General features: G+C 64.2%; 14 protein-coding genes. 7 read left to right on the top strand and 7 right to left on the bottom strand.

The features are described 5' to 3' along the window. Positions 1 to 113: 113 nt before the first annotated feature. A complete protein-coding gene (gene metE / locus POS17_RS23990) occupies positions 114 to 2,423 on the bottom strand; it encodes a 5-methyltetrahydropteroyltriglutamate--homocysteine S-methyltransferase (RefSeq protein WP_060840822.1) in 2,310 nt (769 codons plus the stop codon). Positions 2,424 to 2,531: 108 nt separating this feature from the next. On the opposite strand from metE, the gene metR reads away from it, so the two are divergent. After that, a complete protein-coding gene (metR, locus tag POS17_RS23995) occupies positions 2,532 to 3,449 on the top strand; it encodes a transcriptional regulator MetR (protein WP_060842009.1) in 918 nt (305 codons plus the stop codon). Positions 3,450 to 3,494: 45 nt separating this feature from the next. On the opposite strand, the gene POS17_RS24000 is transcribed toward metR, so the two are convergent. The 5 genes from POS17_RS24000 to POS17_RS24020 all read right to left on the bottom strand — a co-directional run bounded on the left by POS17_RS24000 (position 3,495) and on the right by POS17_RS24020 (position 7,044). After that, positions 3,495 to 4,010, bottom strand: coding sequence for a GNAT family N-acetyltransferase (locus POS17_RS24000; RefSeq protein ID WP_060840823.1), 516 nt, complete (start codon positions 4,008 to 4,010; stop codon positions 3,495 to 3,497). A gap of 23 nt (positions 4,011 to 4,033) precedes the next feature. Continuing rightward, entirely contained in the window at positions 4,034 to 4,672 is a 639-nt protein-coding gene (locus tag POS17_RS24005; protein ID WP_060840824.1) for a LysE family translocator, read from the bottom strand. A 27-nt stretch (positions 4,673 to 4,699) separates the two neighbouring features. After that, entirely contained in the window at positions 4,700 to 5,134 is a 435-nt protein-coding gene (locus tag POS17_RS24010) for an NUDIX hydrolase (protein WP_060840825.1), read from the bottom strand. Positions 5,135 to 5,233: 99 nt separating this feature from the next. Further along, positions 5,234 to 6,580 carry an HD domain-containing phosphohydrolase gene (locus POS17_RS24015; protein ID WP_060840826.1) on the bottom strand — a complete coding sequence of 449 codons (1,347 nt, stop codon included), beginning with the start codon at positions 6,578 to 6,580 and terminating at the stop codon, positions 5,234 to 5,236. 194 nt (positions 6,581 to 6,774) lie between these two features. After that, complete coding sequence (locus POS17_RS24020; RefSeq protein ID WP_060840827.1) at positions 6,775 to 7,044, bottom strand: type B 50S ribosomal protein L31; 270 nt, start codon at positions 7,042 to 7,044, stop codon at positions 6,775 to 6,777. Positions 7,045 to 7,353: 309 nt separating this feature from the next. Between POS17_RS24020 and POS17_RS24025 the strand changes: the two genes are divergently transcribed. From POS17_RS24025 to POS17_RS24050, 6 genes are all read left to right on the top strand, one after another. Further along, entirely contained in the window at positions 7,354 to 8,973 is a 1,620-nt protein-coding gene (locus tag POS17_RS24025; protein ID WP_060840828.1) for an FMN-binding glutamate synthase family protein, read from the top strand. A 64-nt stretch (positions 8,974 to 9,037) separates the two neighbouring features. Then, on the top strand, positions 9,038 to 9,322 hold the full coding sequence (locus POS17_RS24030) for a putative quinol monooxygenase (protein ID WP_060840829.1): 285 nt from the start codon (positions 9,038 to 9,040) through the stop codon (positions 9,320 to 9,322). A gap of 76 nt (positions 9,323 to 9,398) precedes the next feature. Then, positions 9,399 to 9,695 carry a cupin domain-containing protein gene (locus tag POS17_RS24035; protein ID WP_060840830.1) on the top strand — a complete coding sequence of 99 codons (297 nt, stop codon included), beginning with the start codon at positions 9,399 to 9,401 and terminating at the stop codon, positions 9,693 to 9,695. An 80-nt stretch (positions 9,696 to 9,775) separates the two neighbouring features. Then, complete coding sequence (locus tag POS17_RS24040) at positions 9,776 to 10,618, top strand: alpha/beta fold hydrolase (protein ID WP_060840831.1); 843 nt, start codon at positions 9,776 to 9,778, stop codon at positions 10,616 to 10,618. A gap of 251 nt (positions 10,619 to 10,869) precedes the next feature. Next, complete coding sequence (locus tag POS17_RS24045) at positions 10,870 to 11,460, top strand: papain-like cysteine protease family protein (protein WP_060840832.1); 591 nt, start codon at positions 10,870 to 10,872, stop codon at positions 11,458 to 11,460. Between the two features lie 8 nt (positions 11,461 to 11,468). Beyond that, entirely contained in the window at positions 11,469 to 12,068 is a 600-nt protein-coding gene (locus POS17_RS24050) for a hypothetical protein (RefSeq protein WP_060840833.1), read from the top strand. 101 nt (positions 12,069 to 12,169) lie between these two features. Here the strand turns inward: POS17_RS24050 and POS17_RS24055 are convergent, their stop codons facing one another. Further along, positions 12,170 to 13,591, bottom strand: coding sequence for an amino acid permease (locus tag POS17_RS24055; RefSeq protein WP_016968550.1), 1,422 nt, complete (start codon positions 13,589 to 13,591; stop codon positions 12,170 to 12,172). Positions 13,592 to 14,166: the final 575 nt, after the last annotated feature.

The following is a 14,166-nucleotide window of genomic DNA, read 5'->3' on the forward strand; positions in this document are numbered from 1 at the left end:
TGAACTTCGATGATTCGCGCTGCCACAGTTGCGTGACAGTTTGATGAAGATTGCCCAGCGGTCATCCCTGGCCGACGAAGAGGATCCGGTGATCGCCTTCGCCGGCCAGGGGCTCAGGCCAGCTGGCTGCGCAGCTGGCGGGCGGCGGCCACCATGTTCACCAGGGCCGCTTCGGTTTCCGGCCAGGCGCGGGTCTTGAGGCCACAGTCGGGGTTGACCCACAGACGCTCGGCGGGAATGCGCCGGGCGGCCTTGCTGATCAGCTTGACCATCTCGGCGGTATCCGGCACCCGTGGCGAGTGGATGTCGTACACCCCCGGGCCGATGTCGTTGGGGTAATCGAAGGCCTCGAAGGCTTGCAGCAACTCCATGTCCGAGCGGGAAGTCTCGATGGTGATCACGTCGGCATCCATGGCGGCAATGGCGTCGATCACGTCGTTGAACTCGCTGTAGCACATGTGGGTATGAATCTGGGTTTCATCCTTCACCCCGGAGGCGCTCAGGCGGAAGGCCTGCACCGCCCAATCCAGGTACTCCTGCCATTGCGCCCGGCGCAGGGGCAGGCCTTCGCGGAACGCTGCCTCGTCGATCTGCACGATCCTGATCCCGGCCCGCTCCAGGTCCTGCACTTCATCGCGCAGGGCCAGGGCCAGCTGCTGGGCCTGGACCTTGCGTGACACGTCCTCCCGGGGGAAGGACCACATGAGCATGGTCACCGGGCCTGTGAGCATGCCTTTCATGATCTTGTCGGTGAGGCTCTGGGCGTACTGGATCCAGTCCACGGTCATGGCCCGGGGCCGGCTCAGGTCGCCGTAGATGATCGCCGGCTTGACGCAGCGTGAACCGTAGCTCTGGACCCAGCCGAAGCGGGTGAACAGGTAGCCGTCCAGCTGTTCGGCAAAGTACTCCACCATGTCGTTGCGCTCGGCTTCACCGTGGACCAGCACGTCCAGGCCCAGGCGCTCCTGAATCTCCACCGCGTGACGGATCTCACGGTGCATGGCGTCGGTGTAGTCATTGAGCGACAGCTTGCCTTGCTTGTAGGCCTGGCGCGCCAGGCGGATCGACGAGGTCTGCGGGAAAGAGCCGATGGTGGTGGTGGGAAAGGCCGGCAGTTGCAGGCGAGCCCGCTGCTGCTCGATGCGTCGGGCAAAGGGCGAGCGACGCTGGCTGTCGGCGGCGCTGATGGCCTCGACCCGCGCCTGGACCTGGGGCTTGTGAATCCGTGGCGAGCGGGCGCGACTGGCCTGGACCGCCCGGCTTTGCGCCAGGGCCGCCTGCACCGCCGGGGCCTGGGGATCGTTCAGGGCATCACGCAGGACCGAGATCTCGCCACATTTCTGCACGGCGAAGGCCAGCCAGCTTTTCAGTTCGGCATCCAGCTGATCTTCCCGGGACAGGTCCACCGGGCTGTGCAGCAGGGAGCAGGAACTGCTGACCCAGAGGTTGTCGCCAAAACGCTCCTGGGCCACCTGCAGCTGTTGCAGGGCCTGCTCCAGTTCGCAGCGCCAGACGTTGCGCCCGTTGACCAGCCCCACCGAAAGAATCTTGTAGGTCGGCAGCCGGTCCAGGACCTGGCCCAGTTGTTCCGGGGCCCGCACCGCGTCGATGTGCAAGCCGTCCACCGGCAGGCCCACCGCCAGGCCCAGGTTGTCTTCCAAGCCGCTGAAGTAGGTGGCCACCAGCTTTTTCAAGGGCGAGTACTGAAGGATGTGGTAAGCCCGCTCGAAGGCGCTTTTCCATTCCTGGGGCAGGTCGAGGGTCAGGATCGGCTCGTCGATCTGCACCCACTCCACGCCCTGGGCCTTGAGCCGGTTGAGGATCTCGCCGTACAGCGGCAACAGGCGCTCCAGCAGATCGAGCTTGTTGAAGGCGTTGCCCTTGGCCTTGCCCAGCCACAGGTAGGTCAAGGGGCCGATGATCACCGGCTTGACCTGATGCCCCAGGGCATGGGCCTCTTCGACCTCGTCGAACAACTGCTCCCAGCTCAGCTGGAAAGCCTGGTCGGCGCTGAATTCAGGCACCAGGTAGTGGTAGTTGGTGTCGAACCACTTGGTCAGTTCCTGGGCGTACTGCGCCTGCCCCTGCTCTCCGCAGCAACCGCTGGACGCGCCGCGGGCCATGGCGAACAGGGTGTCCAGGGTCGGGCGACCCTGGGCATCGCGAAGGTTGTCGAAGCGCTCGGGAATCACTCCAAAGGTCAGGGAGTGGGTGAGCACCTGGTCGTACCAAGCGAAATCGCCCACCGGCAGCAGGTCGATGCCGGCGTCTTTCTGCAATTGCCAGTGCCGGGCCCGCAGCTCGCGACCAATCCCCTGCAAGGCGGCCTGATCGAGGTCGCCCTTCCAGTGGGACTCAAGGGCTTTTTTCAGTTCGCGGTCAGCGCCGATGCGGGGAAAACCGAGGGTGTGGGCCAGTGCCATGGGAAAGTGCCTCCTTGTAAAAGATGGCGCTATTGTCGACAGCCCGAGCAACATGAGACAAACTCAACCTTTTCGTGTTGATCACAAAATTTACTCATGGAGGAACTGGTGCTCGAAATCCGTCACCTGAAGACCCTGCACGCCCTGCGCGAAGCCGACAGCCTGGTTGAAGCCGCCGAACGCCTGCACCTGACCCAGTCCGCCCTGTCCCATCAGTTCAAGGAACTTGAAGAGCGCCTGGGCATGCCGTTGTTCGTGCGCAAGACCAAACCGGTGCGCTTCACCAGCGCCGGCCTGCGCCTGCTGCAACTGGCGGACGCGACCCTGCCCCTGCTGCGCGGCGCCGAACGGGACATCGCCCGCCTGGCCGGCGGCACCGCCGGCCGCTTGCACATGGCCATCGAATGCCACAGCTGCTTCCAGTGGTTGATGCCGACCATCGATCAGTTTCGCGACGCCTGGCCGGAAGTGGAGCTGGACCTGGCCTCGGGCTTTTCCTTCGCCCCGCTGCCCGCCCTGGCCCGGGGCGACCTGGATCTGGTGGTGACCTCCGATCCGGTGGAATTGACCGGTATCACCTATGTGCCGCTGTTCACCTACGAAGCCATGCTCGCCGTGGCCAACCAGCACGCCCTGGCGAACAGGCCCTACATAGTGCCCGAAGACCTGCTGAACGAAACCCTGATCACCTACCCGGTGGAACGGGACCGCCTGGACATCTTCACCCGCTTCCTGGAACCGGCGGACATCGAGCCGGCGCAGGTGCGCACCTCGGAACTGACGGTGATGATGATGCAGCTGGTGGCCAGCGGCCGCGGTGTGTGCGGCATGCCCCACTGGGCCCTGCATGAATACAGCTCACGGGGCTATGTGAAGGCCAAGCGCCTGGGTGAAAAGGGACTGTTCGCCACGCTGTACGCCGCGGTTCGCGCCGACATGCTGGACGCGCCCTACATGCGCGATTTCCTGCTGACGGCCAAGGACACCTCGTTCTCGACCCTGGACGGTGTCAGCGCGGTACGCTGATCCGCCTGGCATCGGCTGGCCAGCGACCGGGCCCCGCGGCCCGGTTCACGCGTCGACCGGCACTTCCCGCCACATATGGATCTTGTCGAAATAGTCGTCCCCCACGCGCACCGCCTGGGGTTCCAGACCGAACTGGACAAAGCCGCAGCGCCGGTACAAGGACAGCGCCGGGTCATTGCCCGCCGTCACTGTCAGTTGCACCAGGCGCAGTCCTTCATAGCGCGCCGCCTCGGCCAGCAGTTGCTGCACCAGTTGCCGGCCCAGGCTGCTGCCACGTTGCTCGGCGGTGACGTAGAGACCGAACAGGGTCGCCTTGTGCCGGGCCTTTTCCCGCAGCTCGAAGGCCAGGCCGACGATCCCCGCCAGCCGGCCCTGGACAAAGGCTCCGAGCATCAGGTCCAGCTCCCCGTCCAGACGGGCGCCCCACCAGGCCAGGGGCAGCTTCTCGCGCTCCCTGACACTGGAGGTGAACGCCTGGGGATGGCGCTCATAGGCCTCGAGCATCAAGGCCCGGTATTGCTCGGCATCGTCAGGCGTCAGGTGCTGGATCTGCGGGCTCATGCGGGATCGTCAGGGCGTGATAGTCAGTTGGTACGGCGTTGTTCGAACATCAAGCGCACCGCCAGCCCCGCCAGCACGAACCCCATGAAGTAGCGCTGTACCGCGAGCCAGGTCGGGTTGTTGGCGAACCAGGAGGCAATGCCCGCGGCAAACAGCGCGATCAGCAGGTTCACCGAGAAGCTCACGCTGATCTGGGTCATACCGAGAATCAGGCTCTGGGAGAACACCGAACCGTGTTCAGGGTTGATGAACTGGGGAAAGATCGACAGGTAGAACATGGCGATCTTGGGGTTCAGGGCGCTGGTCAGGAACCCCATGGTCACCAGCTTGCGCGGCGAGTCCGCCGGCAGTTGCTGGGCTTCGAACGGCGAGCGGGCGCCCGGCTTGAGCGCCTGCCAGGCCAGCCACAGCAGGTACAGGGCACCGGCCCACTTGAGCACTTCATAGGCCAGGGGCACCGCCATGAACACCGCGGTCAGCCCCAGGGCGGCCGCGAACAGGTGGACAAAGAAACCCGCCACGACGCCCAACAGCGAAGTGACGCCGGCCTTGCGCCCCTGGCAGATCGAACGGGATATCAGGTAGATCATGTTCGGCCCGGGGGTCAGCACCATCAACAGCGACGCGGCAGCGAAGATCAGGAAATCGTGGAGTGGAATCATGGCAGTCCTTGGCGAGCGGGGGGGAGGTCAGGCGAGATCCGCCTGGGCCTGGCGATAAAACGGCAAGATCAGATCCCGTGTCAACGGCGCCAGGAATAAATCGCCATCGCCGGCCGGATCGATCCAGCGCACCTCCTCGATCTCTGCCGCCGGAAGCACCGGTGCATCGATGTGGACCAGAAAGACTTCGGCCTGCACCACATGCCCGGGTTCGTTCGCCGCCGGCGCGGAAAACTGCTGCAGGTAGCGAGCCTGGCTCGGGTCGATGCGCAACCCCAGTTCCTCCTCCAGCTCCCGGGCCAGGGCCTGCACCGGCAGCTCACCGGGCTCGATCTTGCCACCGGGTTGCATGAAGGCCAGGGTGCCGCGCTTGCGCACCAGCAGGGTGTGGCCGTCGGCCCCGATCAACAGGGCCGCGGCGATACGAATCAGGGAAGGTACAGCAACGCAAGACAGCGACATGGGCATCCGAAACCTTGAACAAGAGGGCGCAAGGATCCCATGCCCGGCGGCCGCTCGTCATCCGCCAACAGCGCCTTGACCGACCCGCTGCCGCTCGCCTCAAGCCTGGGCCGGCTGCTCCCGGGGCAGTTTGACGAACACGCTGTAGCGGCCGCCCTCCATGGTTTCAAAGGCGATCAGCTTGTCCACCAGGGGCATGCTCAACACCTTGCCGGCGTTGAGCAGCAGCATGCCGTTGTCGGCATTCAGGTTGCGCGCCAGCACCATGCCCGCCTGCAGCTCCCGGGTGCTCAGGACCTTGACCGAAGGGTCGCCCAGGGTCACGTCGCTCAGGTACACCGAACACACCTGGATGAAGCCTTCCACCAGTTGCGGATCGTACAGCCGGCCGGCGTACTTGCGGATGAACACCAGGGCCTCGTCGCTGTTCATGCGGCGTTCGAGGATCAGCCCGCACTGCAGTTCGACAAAATCCACCGCCAGCTTGAGCAGCCGCGAGCCCAGGGGAATTGCCTCGCCCTTGAGGTGATCGGGAAAGCCCGTGCCGTCCCAGTGTTCCTGATGGTGACGGATCAGACGCGCGGCATCCTGCACCGGTTCCAGGGTCATCAGCAGGGACTCGCTCTGCGCCGGATAGGCCCGATAACGCTCGCGCTCATGGTGATGCAGCAAATCGGCCGGGGTGATCATCATGCTGTCGCTCCAGCTCAGCTTGCCGATGTTGTGCAGGGCCGCGGCCATGGCCAGGTCGCGCTGGGCCACGGCGTCGATGCCCTGGACCTTGCAGTAGGCGCGCACCAGTTCGATGATCCGGCGATTGGTCTGCTTGTCGCTGGGCAGACGCTGGTTCACCAGCAGCGAGAACAGCTCGGCGCCGGTGGCATAACTGTGCTTGAGCTCTTCATAGGCCAGATCGAGCATGTCGGCGGTTTGCTGCAACTCGGCGGTACGCGCCGCAACCCGCTTCTCGAGCAAGGCATTGACCGCCTTGAGCTCGCGATTCTGCTGTTGGGCCAGGGCTTCCAGGCGCTGGCGCTCGCGTTCGGAATGCTGATGGTCCAGGGCCTGGCGCAGGGTCAGCAGCAACTCCTGGTCATCCCAGGGCTTGCTCAGGTAACGGTAGATTTCCCCTTCGTTGATGGCCTTGGCGATCAGCTTCAAGTCCGGATCACCGGTCAGCAGGATGCGCGTGGTGGCCGGATAGTCCTGGTGCATGCGCGCCAGCAGGGTCGCGCCGTCCACCTGCGGCAGATGGGCGGCGCTGATCACCAGGTCCACTTCCTCGCGGGCCATGACCTGCAACGCCTCGCCGGCATCGTGGGCCAGGAACAGGCGGTAGTCATGGGCGCTGAGCAGTTGATGCAGGCGTTGCAGAATGGTGTCCTGGCTATCCACCAGCAGGACCCCGGGCAAGCGTGTGACTGTGGCAACGTTTAGTTCACCCATGAGACACCTCGGGTCACCATCGATGCACATGTCCTTGATGAGTTGGACTGGCAACCGCAATCCCTGTCGCCTGATTCAAGACTAGAAGAATTTCCAGCCCAATGATGGCTTTTTAATGCCATCCATCCGTTGCCAGCGTCCAAGCGCGGCCAGGAGCAGGCGCCGCCCTCAGGCAACGCCCGCCGGCCAGGTCCTCACTTGGCCGCTTTGCCGCTGGAGCCGAATGCAGCGAAACGCTTGTTGAAGCCGGCGATACGGCCTTCGGACTGGGTCTTGCGCTGCTGGCCGGTGTACACCGGGTGCGAGGCGCTGGACACGTCCAGGGTCACGTAAGGGTAGGTCTTGCCGTCGCTGTGGGTGTGCGTGCGATCGGTGTCGACGGTGGAGCCGATGAGAAAGAACACGTCGGCGGCGGTGTCGTGAAAAAGCACGGTGCGATAGTCGGGGTGGATGTTGGGTTTCATCGGAGTCTCCAGCGGCTGGGGTAAAAATACTGTTATACAGTAACAATAAAACCCAACTCAAACGAGAATTTATCGCAATAAGATCCTGCAACAATGGTCTAACGCCAGCCCTGATCCGCCGATTCAGGCTTGCCCGCACGGCACTGGCGGGCCAGTATGCTGGCCTGCGACGCTCTGACACAGCCGTGAATTCCTATAAGAAATACCCGCGCAGCTCACCGTCCCAGCCGTTCGGTGGCGCTGTCGATTACCCGTTGCCCAGGCACCTGCTGCCTGATTGAACCGATGAGTCCGAACCAAGGAAACCGTATGAGCCTGTCCCTTCTGAGCCGCTACGCCTTCTTTGCCGCCTGCGTGATGTTCACCCTCGCCAGCCTGCCCTTTCTCGAACACGACTGGCTCTGGCCATTCACCCTGGTCACCGGCCTGCTGAGCCTGCTGGGGATCTTCGATCTGCTGCAAAGCCCGCACGCGGTACGGCGCAACTACCCGATCCTGGGCAATATCCGTTACCTGGTGGAAGGCATCCGTCCGGAGATTCGCCAGTACCTGCTGGAGTCCGACAGCGACGCCCTGCCCTTTTCCCGCGCCCAGCGCTCGCTGGTGTACTCGCGGGCCAAGAACGAAAGCGCCGACAAGCCCTTCGGCACCCTGATCGACGTCTATCAATCGGGCTTCGAGTTCATCGGCCACTCCATGCGCCCGGCGCCCCTGAGCGATCCCAGCAGCTTTCGCGTGACGGTCGGCGGCCCGCAATGCACCCAGCCTTATTCGGCCTCGGTATTCAACATCTCGGCGATGAGCTTCGGCTCCCTCAGCGCCAACGCCATCCGCGCCCTGAACCAGGGCGCCAAGCTCGGCAACTTCGCCCACGACACCGGTGAAGGCAGCATCAGCCCCTACCACCGCGAACACGGCGGCGACCTGACCTGGGAACTGGGCAGCGGCTACTTCGGCTGCCGCACTGCCGACGGTCGCTTCGACCCCGAGCGCTTCGCCGCCCAGGCACAGAACCCGCAAGTGCGGATGATCGAAATCAAGATGAGCCAGGGCGCCAAGCCGGGCCACGGCGGCATCCTGCCCAAGCACAAGGTGACCCAGGAAATTGCCGACACCCGCGGCATCCGCATGGGCGAGGACTGCATTTCGCCATCGAGCCACAGTGCCTTTTCCACCCCGATCGAAATGATGCACTTCATCCAGCAGCTGCGTGAGCTGTCCGGCGGCAAACCGGTGGGCTTCAAGTTCTGCCTGGGCCACCCGTGGGAATTCATGGGCATTGCCAAGGCCATGCTGGAAACCGGCATCCTCCCGGACTTCATCGTGGTCGACGGCAAGGAAGGCGGCACCGGCGCGGCACCGGTAGAATTCACCGACCACATCGGCGCACCGATGCGCGAAGGCCTGCTGTTCGTCCATAACACCCTGGTGGGCCTGAACCTGCGAGACAAGATCAAGCTCGGCGCCAGCGGCAAGATCGTCAGCGCCTTCGACATCGCCAGCGTGCTGGCCATCGGCGCCGACTGGGCCAACTCGGCCCGCGGCTTCATGTTCGCCATCGGCTGCATCCAGTCGCAAAGCTGCCACACCAACAAGTGCCCGACCGGCGTGGCCACCCAGGACAACCTGCGCCAGCGCGCCCTGGTGGTGCCGGACAAGGCCCAGCGGGTCTACAGTTTCCACCGCAATACCCTCAAGGCCCTGGCAGAAATGCTCGCCGCCGCCGGCCTGCAACACCCTTCGCAACTGGAAGCCAAGCACTTGGTGCGGCGCATGTCGGCCACCGAGATCAAGCTGTTCTCCCAGTTGCACGTGTTCCTCAAGCCCGGCGAACTGCTGACCGGCGAGGTCAACGGCGAGTTCTACTCGCGCATGTGGCAACTGGCCCGGGCCGACAGCTTCGAACCCAATACCCAAGCCGCGGCTTAACCTCCTATTGCCCGACGCTGCCCGGTTGCCGGGGAGCGCCGGGCGACAGCCAAGGAAGATTGCAATGCTCAAGGTCATCGCTGAAGACTTCATCCACCCCGAACACCTGGACACCGTGCGCCCGTGGTACGCCGAACTGGTGGAAAAAACCCGCCAGGAACCGCTGTGCATCGCCTACGATCTGTTCGTCGATCAGAAAGACCCCGGGCACTTCATCTTCGTCGAACAGTGGCCGGACCAAGCGGCCCTCGACGCCCACTGCCAGACCGAGCACTTCACCCGCCTGGTGCCGCAGATCAATGCCTTCCAGCGCCGCGAATGCCGCGTGCTGCTGATGGACGAATTCTAGAAAACCCGACCCAGCCCTTGCTTGACCGGACCACCGAAAGCAGCCACCAGCCTCACTGACCTTTCGGAGATCCGCCATGCCCCTGCTGTCATTCGAACACCTGTCCAGCCAGCTGCCGAGTCCCTGGCACTCCACGCGGGTGGGCCAGGTCGGCCCGGCCCGTATCAAGGTGCTGCGCATGGACCAGCAGCCCCATCCGGAAGAAACCCACGACTACAACGAAGGCCTGCTGGTGACCCAGGGCTGCCTGCGCCTGGGCATTGGCCAGGCCACCGTGGAAGTCCTGGCGGGCCAGATGTACCTGGTGGAGGCCGGCCAGCCCCACAGCGTACTGCCCGGCAGCCACGGCACCCTGGTGGTCATCGACGTCTAGCCTGTCCCTCATCGACTCAACCGCGGTAACCACCTGCCCCAAGGTCGGTCCGACCCGAGGGCCCATGCACGGAGAAGCCCATGCCTCGTCGTCTATTTGCAGTGATCGCTCTAGTGATGTCCTTCAACAGCGCCTTTGCCGGCGAACGCTGGCAGACCCTGCCGCCCACACCCGCGCCGGTGGCCGGGGCGCAAGCCGGGTATGCCGAGGTCAACGGCATCCGCCTCTACTACAGCAAGCTCGGCCACGGCTCGCCGGTGGTGCTGCTGCATGGCGGCCTGGGCAATGCCGACTACTGGGGGCTGCAGGCCAAGGCCCTGGCCGCCCGGCACACGGTGATCAGCGTCGACAGCCGCGGCCACGGGCGCAGCACCCGAGATGCCCGGCCCTACGGCTACGACCTGATGGCCGATGACGTGATCGCCCTGCTGGATCAACTGAAGATCCCTCGCGCCGACTTCGTCGGCTGGAGCGACGGCGCGATCCTCGGCCTGGACCTGGCCATGCGTTATCCGCAGCGGGTCGGCAAGGTCTTCGCCTACGCCGCCAACACCCAGACCTCCGGGGTCAAGGAAGGCGTGGAGAACAACCCGACCTTCGCCGCCTACATCGAGCGGGCCGGCCGGGAATACGCCCGACTGTCACCGACACCCAAGGAGTACCCGGCCTTTGTCGAGCAGATCGGCCACATGTGGGCCAGCCAACCGAACTGGAGCGACGCCGACCTGGCGCGGATCAAGACGCCGGTGCTGATCGTCGATGGCGACCACGATGAAGCCATCAAGCGCGAGCACACCCAGTACATGGCCGCGACCATTCCCGGCGCCGGACTGCTGATTCTGCCGAACGTCAGTCACTTCGCCTTCCTCCAGGACCCGGGCCTGTTCAATGCGGCCCTGGAGCACTTCCTCGACGAAAAATAGCCCGGCACTCGCCTTCGGCTACGGCCACGGATGCCCCCCTTAGCGGGGACATCCATGCGCGCAATAATGCATTTATGCATCATTAAATTGCATAAACGCATAAACCCTCTAAGGTTGTCTACAGACCCGGTCAGCGCCGGCCATCGAGGCTGGCACGGCGCAGCAACAGCTCGCCGGGTCCGGCTACTGACCGTAGCCGACACGTTACAGCGACCCAGCCGGAGGCTGGTTTTCATTCATGGAGGATGAACATGTTAAGTAGCAACCTGACCCCCAGCGGCACTCTCCAGGCCCTGCCCCAGTGCCTGGCCGATACGCTGCTGGACCCGCAACTGAGCGAAGTCGATCCCCGCGCCGAAGCGGCGCCCCAGGCCGCTGCCCGGCTGAATTTCAGCGTGCAGCCGCAAACCCAGAGCAACTGGTGCTGGGCCGCCCTGTCCGCTTCGGTCGGCAACTATTACGGCACCGGGTCCTGGACCCAATGCGCAGTGGCCAATGCCGAGCTGGGCCGCCACTCCTGCTGCAGCCAGCCCGGGCCGTGCAACGTCTACGGCTACCTGGACTCGGCCCTGCGCACCACCCGCTGCTATGGCGGCATGCGCGAAGACCGGATGCAGATGCCGGCCATCGACAACCAGCTGGGCATGGGCCGCCCCGTGGGCCTGCGCTGCGCCTGGTACGGCGGCGGCGCGCATTTTCTGACGATCTACGGCAGCGACGGCGGCTACCTTCTGGTGGCGGACTCGATCTACGGCTACTCGACACGCGCCCTGAACAGCTTCCCCGCCTCCTACAACGGCGGCGGCTACTGGACCCACACCTACTTCACCCGGAAAAACTAGGAGGCGTCATGCAACTGACTTACCCCAAGGCGCCTGTCGATGGCGTCCAGCACCTGCGTTCGGCACTCCAGGCGGCCCTGCAGACCCAGGGTTTCGGCATCAACCGCGGGTTTGCCCAGGCCCGCGCCGGCAACCTGAAGCTGTCCCAGGCCTTTCGCGGCTACACCCTGGGCCTGGAGGACCTGGCCCAGGGCAAAGGGCTGGCCGAGGCCAAGGCCGGTGACTGGCACTACCTGGTGTTCGATGCCGGGGTGTCGATCGCCGATGCGCAACTGAGCGAGGTGGCCGGCAAGCTCGGCTTCTCGGCGCTGAACCACGGTGCCCTGGCGGCGTCCGTGGTGAGTGCCCTGGAACTTGCCGAGCAGGCTCCCCAGTTGCAGGGCCAAAGCCATGAGCTGCGCTTGCTGTTCGTCCCGGCCCTGCAAATGACCGCGATCTGGCTGCACGGCGGCGACCAGGATCAGCTGATTCCCATCGAACCCACGCCGAAAACCCTGGCCAACCGGCAGCTCTACAGCGAGACAGCGTTGCTGGCCCTGCTGACGCCCCCGGCACAACAGGCCAAGGCCATCTTCGACGCCGATCGCAGCGGCACCCTGGGCGGCTGACCCGGGCAAAAAAAATCCGGCGGCCTTGGCAGGCCGCCGGATGGCGTGTCTCAGCTTTTCAGTCGGGGATGTTCAAGCCAGCCGCATCCCCGCAGCACCTCTCAGGACGCCGAGCGTACCGCCCCTTGCTGGACATTGGTCGGTTGCAGCTTGAACAGGTAGAACAGCACGGTCAGCAGCACCAGGAACGCCGGGCCGACGTACAGCGCCACGCGGGTGTCCGGGAAGTAGGCCATCAGCCCCACCACCAGCACCAGGAACGCCAGGGCCAGGTAGGAACTGACCGGGTACAGCCACATGCGGTACTTCAACGCGGCACGCTCGCTCGGGCTCAGGCCCTTGCGGAACTTGAGCTGGGCCAGAAGGATCATCACCCAGGTCCAGATCGCACCGAAGGTGGCGATCGACGTCACCCAGACGAACACCTTCTCCGGCACCAGGTAGTTCAGCAGCACGCCCAGCAGCAAGGCGAAGATCGACAGCAGCAGCGCGCGACGCGGCACGCCGTTGTTCGAGGTCTTGGCGAAGCCGGCCGGGGCCTGGCCGTTCTGCGCCAGGCTGTAGAGCATGCGCCCGGTGCTGAAGATGCCGCCGTTGCAGGACGACAGCGCGGCAGTGATCACCACGAAGTTGATGATGCCGGCGGCGGTCTTGATGCCCAGACGCTCGAAGGTCATCACGAACGGGCTGCCCTGGGTGCCGATCTCGTTCCACGGGTAGATCGACAGGATCACGAACAGCGCGCCCACGTAGAACAGCAGGATGCGCCAGAACACCGAGCCGATGGCGTTGGGAATGGTCTTCTGCGGGTTGCGCGCTTCACCGGCGGTGAGGCCGATCATCTCTACGCCCAGGTAGGCGAACATCACCATCTGTAGCGACATCAGCACGCCGGTCACGCCATTGGGCATGAAGCCGCCGTGGGTCCACAGGTTGGAGATCCCCAGGGCCACGCCATCGTTGCCGAAGCCGAAGGCAATGATGCCGACACCGCCGATGACCATGGCGATGATGGTGACGATCTTGATCAGGGCAAACCAGAACTCGAACTCACCGAAGGCCTTGACCGCGATCAGGTTGATCGAGCCCATGCTCACCAGGGCCGCCAGGGCCCAGATCCAGCGCGGCACATCGGGGAACCAGATGCCCATGTACACCGCCACCGCGGTGATTTCCGCGACGCAGGTCACCAGCCACAGGAACCAGTAGTTCCAGCCGGTGAGAAAACCCGCCAATGGACCCAGGTAGTCTTGTGCGTAACGGCTGAAGGACCCGGCGACCGGGTTGTGCACCGCCATCTCGCCGAGGGCGCGCATGATCACCAGGATCGCCAGGCCGCCGATGATGTAGGACAGCATGATGGCCGGGCCGGCCATTTCGATGGCCTTGGCCGAGCCCAGGAACAGGCCGACACCAATGCAGGCGCCCAGGGCCATCAAGCGAATATGCCGTTCACCCAGTTCGCGTTTCAGCGGACCGCCCTGAGCGGACTCGCCGTGGGGCAGTTGGTTGCCAACTGACATAGAGATACAACCTCATTTTGTTATTGGATTGAACCACCGAGTCTGCGAAGCCATGGCGGGTAGCCGCAGCTTGCTCAACCGTTCCGGCCTTGTGGGGCGGCGCGTCTGTAGGACAAGACCTGCCAGATCAGCGGGGTGCGCAGTATAAAAAGCTCCTGATAGGGCTTTTCACTCTATAAGTAGCTAAATTCAGAGAGAAATCTCGGCCTAAAGCGCTTTTGCAAAGAAGCATTACCTGCTTTTTGCCTCAATACCTCATTCCGAAAGGGTCCGGAGTATTGCACAGCCCTGGTGCATCGTCATGCCCCTACCTAGGGCGTATTTACCTATGCAAAGGCTCTAGCCCGGCAATCTCCCACCACCCTGTGGCGAGGGAGCTTGCTCCCGCCGGGTCGCGCAGCGGCCCTGGACTCAGCCACCGTGATCTCTCTGACGCAACCCATGCTCAGGCTTGGCGGCTGCTGCGCAGTCGAACGGGAGCAAGCTCCCTCGCCACAGAAGCGGGACCGAGTCGTTTTCACAATTTCCTCACCCATGGCCGCCACCGACTAAGCTTCAGGCAAGTCCGATCAATC

This window comes from Pseudomonas sp. Os17, assembly GCF_001547895.1.
Classification (GTDB): Bacteria; Pseudomonadota; Gammaproteobacteria; order Pseudomonadales; family Pseudomonadaceae; genus Aquipseudomonas.

Bases quoted from the DNA above. Each gene is read 5' to 3' on its own strand.
- POS17_RS24010 (WP_060840825.1), bottom strand. From the start codon at position 5,134: ATGTCGCTGTCTTGCGTTGCTGTACCTTCCCTGATTCGTATCGCCGCG.
- POS17_RS24005 (WP_060840824.1), bottom strand. From the start codon at position 4,672: ATGATTCCACTCCACGATTTCCTGATCTTCGCTGCCGCGTCGCTGTTG.
- POS17_RS24055 (WP_016968550.1), bottom strand. From the start codon at position 13,591: ATGTCAGTTGGCAACCAACTGCCCCACGGCGAGTCCGCTCAGGGCGGT.
- POS17_RS24050 (WP_060840833.1), top strand. From the start codon at position 11,469: ATGCAACTGACTTACCCCAAGGCGCCTGTCGATGGCGTCCAGCACCTG.
- POS17_RS24020 (WP_060840827.1), bottom strand. From the start codon at position 7,044: ATGAAACCCAACATCCACCCCGACTATCGCACCGTGCTTTTTCACGAC.
- POS17_RS24000 (WP_060840823.1), bottom strand. From the start codon at position 4,010: ATGAGCCCGCAGATCCAGCACCTGACGCCTGACGATGCCGAGCAATAC.
- POS17_RS24040 (WP_060840831.1), top strand. From the start codon at position 9,776: ATGCCTCGTCGTCTATTTGCAGTGATCGCTCTAGTGATGTCCTTCAAC.
- POS17_RS24030 (WP_060840829.1), top strand. From the start codon at position 9,038: ATGCTCAAGGTCATCGCTGAAGACTTCATCCACCCCGAACACCTGGAC.
- POS17_RS24035 (WP_060840830.1), top strand. From the start codon at position 9,399: ATGCCCCTGCTGTCATTCGAACACCTGTCCAGCCAGCTGCCGAGTCCC.
- POS17_RS24015 (WP_060840826.1), bottom strand. From the start codon at position 6,580: ATGGGTGAACTAAACGTTGCCACAGTCACACGCTTGCCCGGGGTCCTG.
- POS17_RS24045 (WP_060840832.1), top strand. From the start codon at position 10,870: ATGTTAAGTAGCAACCTGACCCCCAGCGGCACTCTCCAGGCCCTGCCC.
- POS17_RS24025 (WP_060840828.1), top strand. From the start codon at position 7,354: ATGAGCCTGTCCCTTCTGAGCCGCTACGCCTTCTTTGCCGCCTGCGTG.
- metE (WP_060840822.1), bottom strand. From the start codon at position 2,423: ATGGCACTGGCCCACACCCTCGGTTTTCCCCGCATCGGCGCTGACCGC.